At 41.0% G+C, this 14,871-nt stretch carries 21 protein-coding genes and 2 other annotated features (1 of these 23 only partly in view); of the genes, 4 read left to right on the top strand and 17 right to left on the bottom strand.

Features of this window, described 5'->3' with window-relative positions; genetic code table 11:
• Positions 1-37: 37 nt before the first annotated feature.
• Together WDJ61_RS13405 and zapA are read right to left on the bottom strand one after the other, a co-directional pair.
• Positions 38-583: a CvpA family protein gene (locus tag WDJ61_RS13405; protein ID WP_338750538.1), complete on the bottom strand. Its 546-nt coding sequence runs from the start codon at positions 581-583 to the stop codon at positions 38-40.
• Between the two features lie 5 nt (positions 584-588).
• Positions 589-849: a cell division protein ZapA gene (gene zapA, locus WDJ61_RS13410; protein ID WP_338750539.1), complete on the bottom strand. Its 261-nt coding sequence runs from the start codon at positions 847-849 to the stop codon at positions 589-591.
• Positions 850-940: 91 nt separating this feature from the next.
• On the opposite strand from zapA, the gene rnhC reads away from it, so the two are divergent.
• Entirely contained in the window at positions 941-1,870 is a 930-nt protein-coding gene (gene rnhC, locus WDJ61_RS13415) for a ribonuclease HIII (RefSeq protein ID WP_338750540.1), read from the top strand.
• 103 nt (positions 1,871-1,973) lie between these two features.
• On the opposite strand, the gene pheT is transcribed toward rnhC, so the two are convergent.
• The 3 genes from pheT to WDJ61_RS13430 all read right to left on the bottom strand — a co-directional run bounded on the left by pheT (position 1,974) and on the right by WDJ61_RS13430 (position 6,555).
• Complete coding sequence (pheT, locus tag WDJ61_RS13420; protein ID WP_338750542.1) at positions 1,974-4,388, bottom strand: phenylalanine--tRNA ligase subunit beta; 2,415 nt, start codon at positions 4,386-4,388, stop codon at positions 1,974-1,976.
• A 19-nt stretch (positions 4,389-4,407) separates the two neighbouring features.
• Entirely contained in the window at positions 4,408-5,442 is a 1,035-nt protein-coding gene (gene pheS / locus WDJ61_RS13425) for a phenylalanine--tRNA ligase subunit alpha (RefSeq protein WP_338750544.1), read from the bottom strand.
• Between the two features lie 72 nt (positions 5,443-5,514).
• Positions 5,515-5,742 (bottom strand) — a binding site (T-box leader).
• A gap of 45 nt (positions 5,743-5,787) precedes the next feature.
• Positions 5,788-6,555 (bottom strand): RNA methyltransferase, encoded by a 768-nt coding sequence (locus WDJ61_RS13430; RefSeq protein ID WP_338750546.1) that lies wholly within the window; start codon positions 6,553-6,555, stop codon positions 5,788-5,790.
• A gap of 130 nt (positions 6,556-6,685) precedes the next feature.
• Between WDJ61_RS13430 and sspI the strand changes: the two genes are divergently transcribed.
• The 3 genes from sspI to WDJ61_RS13445 all read left to right on the top strand — a co-directional run bounded on the left by sspI (position 6,686) and on the right by WDJ61_RS13445 (position 8,275).
• Positions 6,686-6,892, top strand: a complete 207-nt coding sequence (gene sspI / locus WDJ61_RS13435) for a small acid-soluble spore protein SspI (RefSeq protein WP_338750548.1) — start codon at positions 6,686-6,688, stop codon at positions 6,890-6,892.
• Between the two features lie 149 nt (positions 6,893-7,041).
• Entirely contained in the window at positions 7,042-7,338 is a 297-nt protein-coding gene (locus WDJ61_RS13440; RefSeq protein ID WP_338750550.1) for a hypothetical protein, read from the top strand.
• Between the two features lie 193 nt (positions 7,339-7,531).
• Positions 7,532-8,275 carry a hypothetical protein gene (locus tag WDJ61_RS13445; protein ID WP_338750552.1) on the top strand — a complete coding sequence of 248 codons (744 nt, stop codon included), beginning with the start codon at positions 7,532-7,534 and terminating at the stop codon, positions 8,273-8,275.
• A gap of 32 nt (positions 8,276-8,307) precedes the next feature.
• Here the strand turns inward: WDJ61_RS13445 and WDJ61_RS13450 are convergent, their stop codons facing one another.
• From WDJ61_RS13450 to infC, 12 genes are all read right to left on the bottom strand, one after another.
• The gene (locus WDJ61_RS13450; protein WP_338750554.1) at positions 8,308-8,805 is read right to left on the bottom strand and encodes a hypothetical protein; all 498 of its coding nucleotides are present in this window, start codon (positions 8,803-8,805) and stop codon (positions 8,308-8,310) included.
• Positions 8,799-9,146 carry a hypothetical protein gene (locus tag WDJ61_RS13455; protein WP_338750555.1) on the bottom strand — a complete coding sequence of 116 codons (348 nt, stop codon included), beginning with the start codon at positions 9,144-9,146 and terminating at the stop codon, positions 8,799-8,801. The genes WDJ61_RS13450 and WDJ61_RS13455 overlap by 7 nt, the downstream gene beginning before the upstream one ends.
• A 78-nt stretch (positions 9,147-9,224) precedes the next feature.
• Complete coding sequence (locus WDJ61_RS13460; protein ID WP_338750556.1) at positions 9,225-9,359, bottom strand: hypothetical protein; 135 nt, start codon at positions 9,357-9,359, stop codon at positions 9,225-9,227.
• A gap of 383 nt (positions 9,360-9,742) precedes the next feature.
• Positions 9,743-10,114: a hypothetical protein gene (locus WDJ61_RS13465; protein ID WP_338750557.1), complete on the bottom strand. Its 372-nt coding sequence runs from the start codon at positions 10,112-10,114 to the stop codon at positions 9,743-9,745.
• A 148-nt stretch (positions 10,115-10,262) separates the two neighbouring features.
• The gene (locus WDJ61_RS13470; RefSeq protein ID WP_338750558.1) at positions 10,263-10,763 is read right to left on the bottom strand and encodes a DUF1648 domain-containing protein; all 501 of its coding nucleotides are present in this window, start codon (positions 10,761-10,763) and stop codon (positions 10,263-10,265) included.
• 14 nt (positions 10,764-10,777) lie between these two features.
• Positions 10,778-11,170: a GNAT family N-acetyltransferase gene (locus WDJ61_RS13475; protein ID WP_413789101.1), complete on the bottom strand. Its 393-nt coding sequence runs from the start codon at positions 11,168-11,170 to the stop codon at positions 10,778-10,780.
• Positions 11,171-11,420: 250 nt separating this feature from the next.
• A complete protein-coding gene (locus WDJ61_RS13480; RefSeq protein ID WP_338750562.1) occupies positions 11,421-12,506 on the bottom strand; it encodes a M42 family metallopeptidase in 1,086 nt (361 codons plus the stop codon).
• A 76-nt stretch (positions 12,507-12,582) separates the two neighbouring features.
• Positions 12,583-13,071 carry a dUTP diphosphatase gene (locus tag WDJ61_RS13485; protein WP_338750563.1) on the bottom strand — a complete coding sequence of 163 codons (489 nt, stop codon included), beginning with the start codon at positions 13,069-13,071 and terminating at the stop codon, positions 12,583-12,585.
• A gap of 67 nt (positions 13,072-13,138) precedes the next feature.
• Entirely contained in the window at positions 13,139-13,387 is a 249-nt protein-coding gene (locus WDJ61_RS13490) for a DUF1294 domain-containing protein (protein WP_338750565.1), read from the bottom strand.
• A gap of 257 nt (positions 13,388-13,644) precedes the next feature.
• Positions 13,645-14,004 (bottom strand): 50S ribosomal protein L20, encoded by a 360-nt coding sequence (gene rplT / locus WDJ61_RS13495; protein ID WP_095477526.1) that lies wholly within the window; start codon positions 14,002-14,004, stop codon positions 13,645-13,647.
• Between the two features lie 30 nt (positions 14,005-14,034).
• A complete protein-coding gene (rpmI, locus tag WDJ61_RS13500; protein WP_041097707.1) occupies positions 14,035-14,235 on the bottom strand; it encodes a 50S ribosomal protein L35 in 201 nt (66 codons plus the stop codon).
• Positions 14,236-14,254: 19 nt separating this feature from the next.
• Positions 14,255-14,776 (bottom strand): translation initiation factor IF-3, encoded by a 522-nt coding sequence (infC, locus tag WDJ61_RS13505; protein ID WP_338754799.1) that lies wholly within the window; start codon positions 14,774-14,776, stop codon positions 14,255-14,257.
• A 67-nt stretch (positions 14,777-14,843) separates the two neighbouring features.
• Positions 14,844-14,871 (bottom strand) — a sequence feature (ribosomal protein L20 leader region) (it continues 108 nt past the right edge of the window).

Consider the following 14,871-nt stretch of genomic DNA (forward strand, 5'->3'; position numbering starts at 1 on the left):
ACTAGCAGAAAAGCTAGATAAAATAAAAACTTCTCTACTAAAAAGAGAAGTTGTTCACATAACCCATTAGATCAAATGTTCTTAACGCTTCCGATAAATATGGCGTATCATAAAGGATATAGTTGGAAATCGTTGATTGAGCAATCATATCTTGTACTCCATTCCCTGCAAAAAGGGCACCAATATAAAGCAAAACGAACAAAACGAGGTAAACTTCTGCAAACCCAAGAAGTCCTCCGCCAATTTTATTCACTTCCTTTATAATAGGAATTTGTGCGATGATATTGATGAAAGAAGCAAAGAGCGATAACGCAACTTTCACAACGAAAAACACCAAGATAAAAGCGATCGTCCCATAATAAAACGATTCAAAATGAGTTGGGATATATTGAAACACGGGCGTATCCTCAATCGGCGGCATCGGAATCCATTGTAGCTTTGGTGCCACTTGTTCGCGCATCAAAATCGCCACAATGGCCGCAACAATCGAACTGACCATATGGAATATTTGCAAAATAAAGCCGCGTTTTAATCCTATCGCAATCCCTGCTAATAAAAATATAAATAAAATGATATCGATCATAGAAGTCAACCCTTTAATTTTTTTAGTTCTTCTTTCAACTGTTCCACTTCTTCTTGAAGCTTTAAATACTCATGGATGGTATTTACAGCCGTTAGTACAGCAATTTTATTTAAATCTAGCATTGGATTCTTTACGCTAATCTCACGCATTTTCTCGTCTACCATATTGGCCACTTCACGAATATGGCTTTTCGATTCTGTACCGACAATAGTATAATGATGTCCATGTATTTCTACTGTAATCCGAGTTTTTTCTTTATCTTGCAATTTGAGTGGCCTCCATTCTAAAGAATCCTAACTGTTATCATACCACGAGTATTATTACGTGAAAAGTCGAAAGCATAAAGGAGCGTTCCAATTGAATCATACTGTATTAAAAGTAACTGACCGTACTCTTGAAGAGATGAAGAAGCATTACGCAGGGAGTGCTACTGGAAAATTACCTACGGGAGCTGTATTCTCTGCGAAAACGACCAATTGTTCCATCACAGGCTACCGCTCTGGCAAAGTATTATTTCAAGGAACGGGAGCTGGTACTGAAGCCGCCCGCTGGAGTGGTGAAACAACCGCCGCTCCAAGCAAAAAAAAGAAAACAGCAGCGAACACACTACCAGCTGGCTTTCACTCGCTGTCAGTGATTGGCAGCGATGAAGTGGGAACGGGCGATTACTTCGGCCCCATTACTGTTGTTGCGGCATTTGTGAAAAAAGAGCAAATTGCCCCTCTCCAAGCGATCGGTGTCCAAGACTCCAAAAACTTAACCGATTCGCAAATTATCAATCTAGCGAAGCAAATCGTCAAAACCGTTCCTTATAGTTTGCTCATTTTAAAAAATGAAAAATACAATGAACTGCAAATGCAAGGGATGTCACAAGGGAAAATTAAAGCATTGCTTCATAATCAAGCACTCATCAAGCTACACGAAAAAGTCTCACCTGACCGACCAGAAGCTGTGCTGATTGACCAATTTGCTGAAAAAACAACGTATTACCGTTACTTAAAAGAACAAAAACGAATTTTCCAAAAAAACGTCTATTTCAGCACAAAAGGAGAAAGTGTTCATCTCGCTGTAGCCGCCGCTTCGATCATTGCTCGCTACGCGTTTGTCAAAGAAATGGACAAACTGAGTAAAGAAGCCGGTTTTACTATTCCAAAAGGAGCAGGCAGTCAAGTCGATGTCGCTGCCGCCCGCCTCATTCAAGAAAAAGGCGAGGAGGCCCTCCTTCACTTCACCAAACGGCATTTCGCCAATACTGAAAAAGCGAAGCGACTGAGCAAGCGAATCTAAATATGACGGGAGCTGAATTCTTTTAGTCTCCTATGCTTATCTTTGATCAGCACTAACACGAAAAAGCACTTCCACCAATACAACGGGGAAGTGCTTTTTTCGGTTAGCTTCGTAATTCTGCACCAGCTTTTTCTTTTAATGCCTCGAGAACACCGTTGTGGACTTTGACCACTTCTTCGTCCGTGAGTGTTTTCGCTGGATCTGAGTATGTTAATGTGAAAGCAACAGATTTCTTACCTGGTTCCATATGCTCCCCTTCATATAGGTCAAATACGCGAACCCCTTTCAACAACTCGCCGCCCGCTTCTTGAATCACCGCTTGTAGTGATCCGGCTTCTATTTGGCGATCAACAACAAGTGCGATATCACGAGTAATCGATGGGAAGCGTGGAATTGGCTCGTAAGCAACCGCCTCTTTTTTCGCTCCAGACAGCAAGCTCAATTTCAATTCAAAGACATATGTTTCTTTAATATCGAGATCTTTCGCTTGCTGAGGATGCACTTGACCGACAAATCCGATAAACTGCCCATCTAATTCAATAGCAGCTGTACGTCCTGGGTGCATACCAGCCATTTCTGCTTTTTTATAGGCGATGCGTTTTTCTAAGCCAAGTCGAGCAAATAGACCTTCTAGTACTCCTTTAGCTACGAAGAAGTCGACAGCTTTCTTTTCTCCTTGCCATGCATGTTCTTCCCATAGTCCCGTGATGGCACCAGCTACATGTTCTTCTTCAGAAGGCAATTCACCCTCTGCTTCTTTTAAGAAAACAGAACCGGCTTCATAAAGAGCCAATGAGTCGATTTGACGTGCATTGTTATAAGCAAGCACTTCAAGCAATTGAGGAACAAGACTTAAGCGTAAGAATGCACGCTCTTCACTCATCGGCATCGCTAAAGCAACCGGCTCACGAGTTTCTAATGCATATTGTGTCGCTTTTTTCTCGCTTGTTAAAGAATAAGTGATCGCTTGATTTAAGCCTGCCCCTTCTAAATAACGGCGAACGACGCGGCGTGTTAATTGATAATCCGTTAATCTGCCTGGTTTGGACTCGCCTGTTGGCAGCGTTGTTGGCAAATGATCGTAACCATACATACGCGCCACTTCTTCCACTAAATCTTCAGGGATCGTGATGTCGCCGCGGCGAGTAGGAACTGTCACGATGAATTCACCGTTGTCCGTTTTCACTTCAAACTGCAAACGACGGAAAATATCTTCCACCTCGGATACTTGTAACTCTGTACCAAGGACACGATTCAATTTTTCCATTGTGATCGAAACGACTTTCGGCTCTGCCGCCATTTCTCCTGCTACGACGCGGCCAGAAAGTACTTCTCCACCAGCTAGTTCCACCATTAATTGAGCCGCACGGTCAGCGGCTGCTTGCACACGATTCGGATCGACACCTTTTTCAAAACGAGCACTCGCTTCTGAACGGAGGCCATGATCTTTAGACGCTTGGCGAACACGCTGGCCGTCAAAATACGCAGATTCGATCAGAACCATCGTTGTATCTGCTTGCACTTCAGAATTGGCTCCACCCATCACACCAGCAATCGCTACTGGCTCTTGGCCGTTTGTGATCACTAAATGCTCAGCTGATAGTGTACGCTCAGCATCATCAAGTGTGACGATTTTTTCGCCTTCATTCGCACGGCGAACGACGATTTCTTTTGAGCCTAGACGATCATAATCAAAGGCATGAAGTGGTTGGCCGTATTCTAATAAAATATAGTTCGTAATATCAACCACATTATTGTGCGGACGAATACCGGCAGCCATTAGTCGTGTTTGCAACCAAAGTGGAGATGGAGCGATTTTAACATTTTTAACGACGCGTGCGATATACATTGGGTTATCTTCCTTCGCATCAATACGAATTTGGATATGATCCTCTGCCTTTTCACTCACTTCGCTCACTTCAGTCGTAGGAAGCTTAACGTTTGTGCTAAGAATCGCCGCTACTTCATAAGCCACCCCTAACATGCTTAAGCAATCTGAGCGGTTTGGCGTTAACCCAAGCTCTAACACTTCATCATCTAAATTTAGTTGTTGAAGGGCATCTTCACCTGGTGTCACATCAGTCGGGAAGACGAAAATTCCTTCTGCAAATTCTTTCGCCACTAGCTTGCTTTCGATGCCCAGCTCTTGCAACGAGCAAATCATCCCATGCGATGCTTCACCGCGTAGCTTCGCTTTTTTAATTTTAAAATTACCAGGAAGAACAGCTCCGACTTTTGCTACAACAACCTTTTGTCCTTTATCGACGTTTGGTGCTCCGCAAATAATTTGCACAGGCTCTTCCTCACCCACATCGACTAAACATTTATTTAATTTATCCGCATTAGGATGTTGTTCACGCTCAAGCACATGACCAACGACGACATTTTTAATCCCTTCGCCAAGGTGCTCAACACTTTCTACTTCAATTCCGCTACGGGTAATTTTTTCTGCTAATTCTTTTGCTGGCATTCCGCCAAGATCAACGTACTCACTCAGCCATTTATATGAAACGAACATATTCTTTTTCCCCTCCTAATTATTCATGTACCGAAAATTGTTTTAAAAAGCGAAGATCATCTGTGTAGAAAAGACGAATATCATCGATGCCGTATTTCAACATCGCAATTCGTTCCGCTCCAATTCCGAAAGCAAAGCCAGTATATTTTTCAGAATCATAACCAGCCATTTCAAGCACGTTCGGATGCACCATGCCTGCTCCTAACACTTCAATCCAGCCAGTATGTTTACAAATATTGCAGCCTTTGCCGCCGCACATACAGCTGACATCGACTTCAACGGATGGCTCAGTGAACGGGAAGAAGCTTGGGCGCAAACGAATTTCACGATCCTCACCAAACACTTTCTTCATAAATGTTTCAAGCGTGCCTTTTAGGTCGCCCATGCTAATATTTTCATCGACCGCAAGACCTTCAATTTGCATAAACTGATGGGAGTGTGTCGCATCATCGTTGTCGCGGCGGAAGACCTTTCCTGGACAAATGATTTTAACCGGGCCTTTTTCTGTATTTTTTTCCATTGTTCGCGCTTGAACTGGAGACGTATGTGTACGAAGCAAAATGTCTTCTGTAATATAGAAAGAATCCTGCATATCACGTGCTGGATGGCCTTTCGGAAGGTTCAGCGCTTCAAAGTTATAGTAATCCTTTTCTACTTCTGGTCCTTCTGCCACGGAATACCCCATGCCAATAAATAAATCTTCAATTTCTTCTACTACTCGTGTCAGCGGATGATGATTACCCGTTTTTACTGGGCGGCCTGGAAGCGTAATATCCACTGTTTCCTTTGCTAGTTGTTCCTGAATGGCTTGTTGCTCTAATGTCGTTTGCTTTGCTTCAATCGCTGAAGCAATTGCTCCGCGCACCTCATTCGCGAGCGCCCCCATTTTCGGACGTTCTTCTGCTGATAATTTTCCCATGCCTTTCAATACTTCTGTCACAGGTCCCTTTTTTCCTAAATAAGCGACACGAACGTCATTCAGCTGTTTTAAATCGGCGGCTGTTTCAATTTGAGTCAGCGCCTCTGTTTGTAATTGCTTTAATTGCTGTTCCACAGTGTAATTCCTCCTTTTTTTCTTGGCAAAAAGCGGTTAGGTATAGTAAACACAAAAAAGCCCCGTCTCCCGAAAAGGGACGAGGCTTTGGTCGCGGTACCACCCTTATTAACATGCATCACACATGTTCACTTCATTGATGTAACGGTTCTTCACCGGGGCATCTTTACGCATATGACGGTCCTGATGCCAGCTCAAGAGGTGAACTTCGCTTACCGTTTCATAAAAGTGCTTTCAGTCTTCGGCACTTTCTCCCTGAAAAAAACAACGTAAACTACTCTTCTCTATCATTGCCTTTTGCCTTATATAATTTGTTCTTATTATAGTACATTTTCACTCAAAAGTTCAAACGTTTTTCAATAAATGCTTAAAATGATACAGCAAGATACCAGCCGCAACCGCCACATTTAGCGATTCACTGCTGCCGTATATCGGAATAAACACATTGCTTGTCGTCTCTCCTAACAGCGCCTCGTTCACACCACTGCCTTCATTACCAACAAGGAGAGCAAAGGAATCTTGTACTTCCGCTTCCCGATAATCAGTCGCTCGCTGTAAAGACGTGCCTAATACCGGAATTTGTTGATTTTTTAATTGTTGAATCGCTTCATCTAGAGGCATTTGAATCAGAGGTACATGAAAATGACTTCCTTGTGCTGATCGAAGCACTTTCGGATTATATGGATCGGCACAGCCCGCCCCTAAAATCACGCCATCGATACTAGCTGCATCAGCTGTACGGATCATCGTTCCAATATTTCCTGGGTCTTGAACAGCATCGATCAATAAATACGTACGACCCGATAAGGAGTCAGGCAATTGGCGTTTACGACAAACCGCAAACACACCTTGATTCGTTTCCGTATCCGCCAGCTCCTTCGCAATTTCCGCTGTTATAATCGTCATTTCCACACCATCGACATTCCAATGTGCCGGTAAGGATAGATCTTCTGAAGCGATTAATTCCACCATTTCTTCTTTATGCTTCAAAGCTTCCTCGACCAAATGGAGCCCTTCCACCAAATAAAGTCCGGTTTTCTCTCGCTCTTTCTTCAAAAGCAACTTTTTCCACTGCTTCACCTGAGCATTTTTCGCTGATTGAATAAACTTCACTTCTTTCGCTCCTTTATAGGGGACAGACCCCCTTTTCGCTTTTTCGTTTCATTATAGCTTATTTTTTTCGCATATTAAATGGAAGAACAGGAGAAAGTAATATGGACAATGGTGAAAAGGAGCGATTTTGATGAACTTTAATTTAAGAGAAGCGGTTTTAAACAATGTTACTGGCAGTTCCCAGCAGCAATTAGAGCAAACGATTGTTGATGCCATCCAGCGAAATGAAGAGAAAATGCTTCCAGGTCTCGGTGTGCTATTTGAAGTGTTTTGGCAGCACGCGGACGCGCAAGAGAAACAACATATGCTACAAACCCTTGAAAACGGATTGAAATAAAAAGGATAAAAACGATTCAGAGCAACTACTCTGGATCGTTTTTTAATTTGAATGTGACGATAAAATTCTATTAACTTTGAGTCTCCATTGGCTCTTCACATGAATATAGTGTTGATGTATCCCAATAAAAAAGGAAAGGATGAAACGTTATGTCTGCACCTGAACTACCAAGTAATATAGATATAAGCCGTCAGGAAGCGATCAATTTATTATTAGCTTCGGTTGCCTTGGAGGAGCTGGCTCTCGCTCACGTAGTAAATGCAGAAGCGGAAAAAATTCAAAAGGTGGTGGGTACCCTTCCTCCCCATCTCACACATCCGCCTTCTGTACAAGATTTAATCAACATTAATAAAAGTGTGCAGAACACATTAAAAAAAGTCATCGCCAAAGAGTTGATACTATTATTCAAATTAGAAGAAATCACAAAGATTCCTGAACATGATTAGATCACAACACCCCCTACACGATCACGTGTAGGGGGTGTTGGTTATTAAAGGGGAAGGAGATCGCGCTTCATTCAATTACCAGAAGAATATTTGTACAAGTTCTTTTCAATTTGGTTGTTTGTCCGTGTCCGTTCTCTCTTCAAACGAATATAGTACTGATGTAAGACCAAAAAATTTTGAAAGGATGAAAAACATGTCAAAACCAGATTTATCGGGTAACTTATTTATCGAACGTAATGACGCCATCAATTTATTGTTAGCATCTGTTGCATTAGAAGAAATTGCTCTTGCTCACGTCGTCAATGCGGAAGCAGAAAAAATTCAAAAGGTGGTGGGTACCCTCAATCCCCCTATGACATCCACGCCTTCTGTACAAGATTTAATCGACATTAACAAAAGTGTAGAGAGAACATTAGAAAAGGTCATCGCGAAAGAATTAGTCTTATTATTCAAATTGGAACAGATTTTGGAAATTCCTGAGCAACCTCCTGGACCACCTGTAACAGGCTGTTCGTGCTCTGCTTTCTTTAATCAAGGAGACATTAGCGCTGTCTCAAATAGAACCGGTTCAGATGTTCAAGGAAAAGCTGATCCTCTACGTCTCCGTTTCTGTGATCCTTGTGATAATCCTAAATTTAATGAAGTTTTACTGCACTTTAACGCAAACGATCCTAACGAGGAGGACTTTACATTTAATGGATTTGTCACAAAAATAAATGCATGTGATCCAGATGCTAATACAATCGACCTAGATGGAGCCGGAGAAATTAATGGCGTACCTACTACCTTCCATTTAACAATTGCGAACGACCTAAGTGGTAACCAAGTCATCACATTCACTTTTACGCCAGTTGGAGGCTCTCCATTCACAGTAATACTTTCTCCTACTTCATCTAACCCAGATCAACGAGTAGATCTCAAACCGTGTGACCAGTAAATACCTGCTTAATAAAAATGGGACCTGCGCTTTTATAGCGCAGGCTTCTCCTTCTCAATAAAAGGACAGTAAATGGAAAGCCAAGTGGTCGCTGGATCATTGTTAAACCGATGAGAACAAGAAAATAACGCTCGCCGTTTTTTGTACCACTGCTGATTTTCTTCTAACAACTCGTATAGTTCCTTTCGTTCCTCCGTTGTGAGCGATAAAGAATTGACGATCAGGTAAAGTTTAGACATACTCTCACCTAACGTATCAGGCTGCTCTAAAGGGGAATTTAAATACGCTTTGCCTGATTGTTCAAAATACGCGAGAACACGTTTATTTTTTTTAAATAATACTTTTTGTAATTGAGCGATTTCTGCACAAATCGAGGTAGCTAAGTCTTTTATCGCGTCGTTTTCTATCTCTACACATTGTTCAGCTTTCGCTAATAAAACCAAGGCTGATACAAAAGCAGATAAGGCTTCATCACCCACAATCATCGCATGAGAAAATGTGTGCTCATGATGCTTTTCACAAGCTAGCATGGATGGTGCCCTTTACCTTTACATGTCATGCAGTGGCATTTGCTGTGATGGATTGGAATCAACTCCATCACACTTTCTAGTTTTTTAAGCAACAACCATTCTTTCATGACAACGGTTTCGATTAGACTCTGAACAGATTTATTAAACTTGATGATCTCGTGGTTATTAGGATCCGTTGGAAAGTCCAAACACTCGCCGACAAAAGCTTGAATTTTTTCCGCTTCCGCATTGAGGATGTGAGATAAAGCAATTTCTTCAAGAGCAATCGATTCTAATAAATCAATAATAACTTCATTTTTATCTGGACGATGGGGTTCCTTTGGGATGGACGGCATACTCATAATGATTTCACTCCTTTTTCGGATTCTCTAATCAGTGTATTAATCATCCGAAAAATAAGTTCCTTCCCTCCCCTTTTTTTACTTGTCTTCTCTTTCGTCGTAAGCAACTAATACAATGTTTTCATCCATTTCATGACGCAATTCTTTTTCTAAAGATTGGATCTTTTTTAGTTGATATTCATTCAGTGAAGCAATCGGATAATTATTTTTCATGACAAATCACTCCTTTTTAATATTAGTTTCACCTTTTTTACTTGTGTTATGCTTATGTATTTATTCCATAGGTAACTGGCCACTAGACACTCATCTAATAGCCAGGTTTGTTTTGTTTTGCTTTACTAGCCACCATAACCATATCCCGGATAATGTGGGTAATGATGATGATGATGGTGATAAGGGTAGTGTGGATAGTACGGATAGTATGAGTGATAAGGATAGTACGGGTAATATGATGGTCTAGGCCTTGGGTACGGGTAATAATAAGGCGGCTGTCTCTCATCCATATTGTCAAAAGGTTCTTGTTCATCAAAACGTTGATTCCACATAGCAATCTTCCCTCCTTTACATGTTATTGATATTCTTTCGTCTCTTTTGACTTAATAAAAACCTCCGTATCCATATCCATAGTACGGGTATGGATATGGGTATCCATAATAAGGAGGATATAACGAACTAGCTAACAATCCACCAGCAAACCCACCTAAGAACGGAGCTCCGAATCCAAAGCCAAATGGACTGCCGAAACCAAAGCCAAATGGACGACCAAACCCAAACGGTCTACCGAATCCAAACCCAAACGGCCTTCCAAAACCAAACCCTGGTCTGCCAAATCCAAACCCAAACGGCCTTCCAAAACCAAATCCTGGTCTGCCGAATCCAAACCCAAATGGACGACCAATAATTCTTTCATCTGTCTCTCTTATATCTTGTTCTACTCCATGAGGTATAACTGCCAAGTTATTATTCATTGTAAGCAATCTTCCTTTCCATCTTAGTTAAAAACTTCCCCTTTCCATTAACATCCTATGCATTTGATCCGAAGAGGGCGATTGCCTTTCTTAAAAATAGGTAATAACCTAATAAAAAAACGACTCTCCATTACAGAGAATCGCTTGTTTATTTTAATGTGAAAGACTTATACATAAAAAATCCCATCGTACTGAACATAACACCTAAAAAGATTGGAAGCTCCCATATACCAAGACCGAAGCTATTTCCATGAGCTACTTGTACACTTTGATAACTTCCTAATACCATGAAAATGATGATTTCCGTTTTAATCACATTGAGCATCATTCGCGAGTTACGATATTGAGACTCCACATTTTCTTCTGTTAAACCGCTATAATTGTATAGATGAGGCACTCTTTCTAATAAAGTAAGTCCGCCCCATAAAAGAGATGCTATAATTGGCAAAAACCAAATCATTCCCTTGCTTCCCCAGCCATCAACCTCTCCTGTAATCCCAAAATGAATGGGCACTTGATTCGACAAATCTCCCCATTGAATGAATAAATAGATGACGTTAATCATAAGCAACAGCAAAGATACAATGGTAGAGATCTTTTCAAGGATAGTTTGTGGGATCTTTAATACCGGTTGATTTTTTAATGTCATATTTTCCCCTTTTTTTATGACAAAGTATGTTTAAACACAAAACTAACTTTGTCGTAGTTCATTTTTTCTTCGTAAAAACGGTGAGCGTCGATCCGTTGTAAACCCGAAGATAATGCGACGCTTTCATAACGATGCGCTTTTGCCCATTCATGAACATGTGTAAGTAATTTCTCCCCATAGCCTTTAGAACGCTGGTCGGCAGCTGTCACTAAGTCACACACCCAAACAAAGCGACCATAATAAAGCGTGATCATTGGTTTAAAACCAATGACAGCAACTATTTCTTCATCACTACATAACACAAACATTTTGTATTGATCTTTTCCCTGTGCTTCTAATACCAAATCAAGATACATCTGTTCATCTAAATGAGTTCGAAGCTGATTCATTACGGGATAAGCACTCATTATTTCCTCTTTCGTTACCAGTTCTTTAACGATTGAATTCCCCAATACAAATCCCCCTTTTCCGTTTTCATCCATCTTTGTTGATGATATCAAAAAGGCAAACAAACCTTAAATATTTTAATAGAATCTGACTATATCTATTTCGTGAACTTAGCAAATATAATTGTGCTAACCTTGATATAAGTTCATAAAAAAAGCGTGAAAAGCAAATGAATTTGCTTTTCACGCTGAAGAACACCTTCCGCTCTTCTTAGTCAAACGTAATTTTATTAACAGTATCTCGGTCTAGACGAAGGATGACTTCTCCGATAAGTTTGACGGCGTTTTCATAGTCATCGCGGTGAAGCATCGCTGCATGCGAGTGGATGTAGCGTGTCGCAATCGTTACGGATAGACTTGGAACACCACCTGCTGTGACGTGGATCGCGCCTGAATCAGTGCCTCCACCAGCCATTGAGTCAAATTGGTATGGGATGTTCAGTTCATCCGCCACGTCTGTCACAAAGTCACGAAGACCTTTATGAGATACCATCGATGCATCATACAGAATAATTTGTGGACCTTTGCCCATTTTACTCATCGCTTCTTTTTCAGAAATACCTGGCGTGTCTCCAGCAATCCCGACATCCACACCGAAAGCGATATCCGGTTTAATCGTTTGAGCTGCTGTTTTAGCCCCGCGCAACCCAACTTCTTCTTGTACCGTTCCTACTCCATACACGACATTTTTATGCTGTTTATCCTTCACATATTTCATGACGTCGATCGCAATCGCACAACCAATGCGGTTGTCCCATGCCTTCGCTAACAACATTTTTTCATTGTTCATCACGGTGAATTCAAAGTAAGGTACGACCATGTCCCCTGGACGAACGCCCCATTCCATCGCTTCTTCTTTGCTCGATGCCCCAATATCAATAAACATATCTTTAATCTCTACCGGTTTTTTACGGGCTTCTGGTGATAAAATGTGTGGAGGCTTTGAGCCCATGATACCAGTGACATCCCCTTTTCTCGTTACAATCGTCACGCGCTGAGCCAGCATGACCTGACTCCACCAGCCGCCCACTGTTTGAAAACGAAGGAAGCCTTTGTCATCAATTTGTGTAATCATGAAGCCGACTTCATCTAAGTGACCAGCCACCATGATTTTTGGTCCATTTTCATCGCCTGCTTTTTTGGCAATTAAGCTACCTAAATGATCTGTTGTTACTTCATCTGAAAGCGGCTCTATGTATTTTTTCATGACAGCGCGCACTTCACGCTCATTTCCGGGAATCCCCTTAGCATCTGTCAGTTCTTTCAGCATCATTAATGTTTCGTCCATTTTTGGCATGGAAAAACCCCCTTTATAAAAATTATGTATCCGTTTTCAGTATACGCAATTTTGCTTAAATATTCAAAATTTCCGTTTAATATCCTTGCTGTTGGCGTTGATAGTTGACTTCATTTTTAGCGACATAAGCTTCTTCTACTTCCTGTGCAGTAAAATCAAGCAAACGTCCCAGGGCAAAATAGTCGTTCAATAGCTTTTGATACGTCTTGAGTGACTTGTCCTGTTTAAACTGAAGAATCGTTTCATATAAATGAAGAAACTGTTCTGTTTGCGTCTGTGCCGAACTTGTTTCAACTAACGTCACTTGTGGCTCAAAGCTTAGCTTCAGTCCAAGCGATAAAATAAAGTGCACACCATCCACAAACTCTTCTAAAATCACCTCGCGTTCGCTTGGTCCTTTCTGGCTCCAAAATTTAAAACAGCGCGTTTCATTGGCGAGTTCCCCTACTTCTACAAGTAATGCCAGCACTTTTTGATCAAATAAATCGGCATTTTCTAAACCACGCTCTCTTTCAATATATCCATCAAGCGCCTTTTGCATATCAAATAGTTTCGATAAATTCATCTTTATCATTCCTTTCTAGTTTCATTTTTATGAAAGTTATATTAAATGGTATTGTTTAACAAACCCCTTATGAAAAATAAGCTAGCAGACCAAGGTCGATGATCGCCAATAATGGCATACCGTATTTAAATGCAGCATGCTTCGTTTTATGACGATGCGTCTGCATAGCTACCCAGCTACCAACGGCTCCCCCAGTGAACGCTAACAGCCATAAGGTCAGTTCACTCGTCCTCCAAGCTCCGCGTTTTGCTTTCCTCTTATCGTTTGCCATCACCGCATAACTAAGGACATTGATGAGAACAAAATAAATAAACAAATTGGACCTCCTCCTAGATCGATTTTATCAAACATTTCACTTTTCAGAAATTGCCGTACTTTTTACTCATTTAGTGTGCCCGATTGCTGAGCCTGCTCTTGTTTTTACAGAGTCAGTAACCTTTTTTACTGGATCGCGAGGCTCTTTTACGGAATCAGGAGCCTCTTTTGATGAATCGCGGGAACCTTTTACTGAATCCTTCGCTTTCATCCAATAAAAAATCAGACACGCTGAAGCGGTCTGATTTTAGTCGATTATTATTTGTTTAATTGAGCTTTTGCAGCGTCTGCAAGTTGAGCAAATGCTTTTTCATCGCTAATTGCTAAGTCAGCAAGCATTTTGCGGTTCACTTCGATTTCAGCAAGCTTTAAACCGTGCATTAAACGGCTGTAAGAAAGACCGTTCATGCGAGCTGCTGCATTGATACGAGTGATCCAAAGCTTACGGAAGTCACGTTTTTTCTGGCGACGATCACGGTAAGCATATTGTAAAGATTTCATTACTTGTTGGTTGGCAACTTTATATAAACGGTGTTTAGCACCGAAAAAACCTTTTGCTAATTTAAGAACTTTTTTACGACGTCTGCGAGTTACTGTTCCGCCTTTTACGCGTGGCATAATATTTCCCTCCTATAATGGTTCCTAGTCTTACTTAAGATTGTCTAACATATGACGAATGCGTTTGAAATCGCCTTTAGATACAAGAGTTCCTTTGCGAAGCTTACGTTTCTGTTTTGTAGATTTGTTGGCAAATAAGTGACTTGTATAGCCATGAGAACGTTTTAATTTACCAGAACCTGTTTTTTTGAAACGCTTAGCTGAGCCGCGGTGGGTTTTCATTTTTGGCATTTGTAATTCCTCCTCAAACTTATTGCTTTTCGTTTTTAGGTGCTAAGATTAAGAACATACTGCGACCATCCATTTTTGGTTTAGTCTCAACAGTAGCCACTTCCTCACAATCTTTTGAAAAACGCTCAAGAACGCGTTGTCCAATCTCCTTATGAGTAATCGCACGTCCCTTGAAGCGGATCGAAGCTTTCACTTTATCCCCTTTTTCAAGGAATTTGATGGCATTGCGAAGTTTCGTATTAAAATCATGCTCTTCAATCGTCGGGCTAAGACGAACTTCTTTAAGACTAATGATTTTTTGATTTTTACGAGCTTCTTTCTCTTTCTTCTGCTGTTCAAATTTAAACTTTCCGTAGTCCATGATACGAGCTACTGGCGGTTTCGCATTTGGAGCAACAAGCACAAGATCAAGATTAACGCGTGAAGCAATTTCGAGCGCATCGAATTTTGATTTAATTCCTAACTGCTCGCCATTTTGGTCAATGAGACGGACTTCACGGGAACGAATTCCCTCGTTTACAAACATATCTTTGCTAATAATTAGCCACCTCCAAGGTTTAATAGAATACACGTATATTTACGAATACACATTAACGTCAACTGTTTAAAGGCAATAAAAAATGCGGGTACATAAGC

It is taken from the genome of Bacillus sp. FJAT-52991 (assembly GCF_037201805.1).
In the GTDB taxonomy this organism is placed as follows: Bacteria; Bacillota; Bacilli; order Bacillales; family Domibacillaceae; genus Bacillus_CE; species Bacillus_CE kandeliae.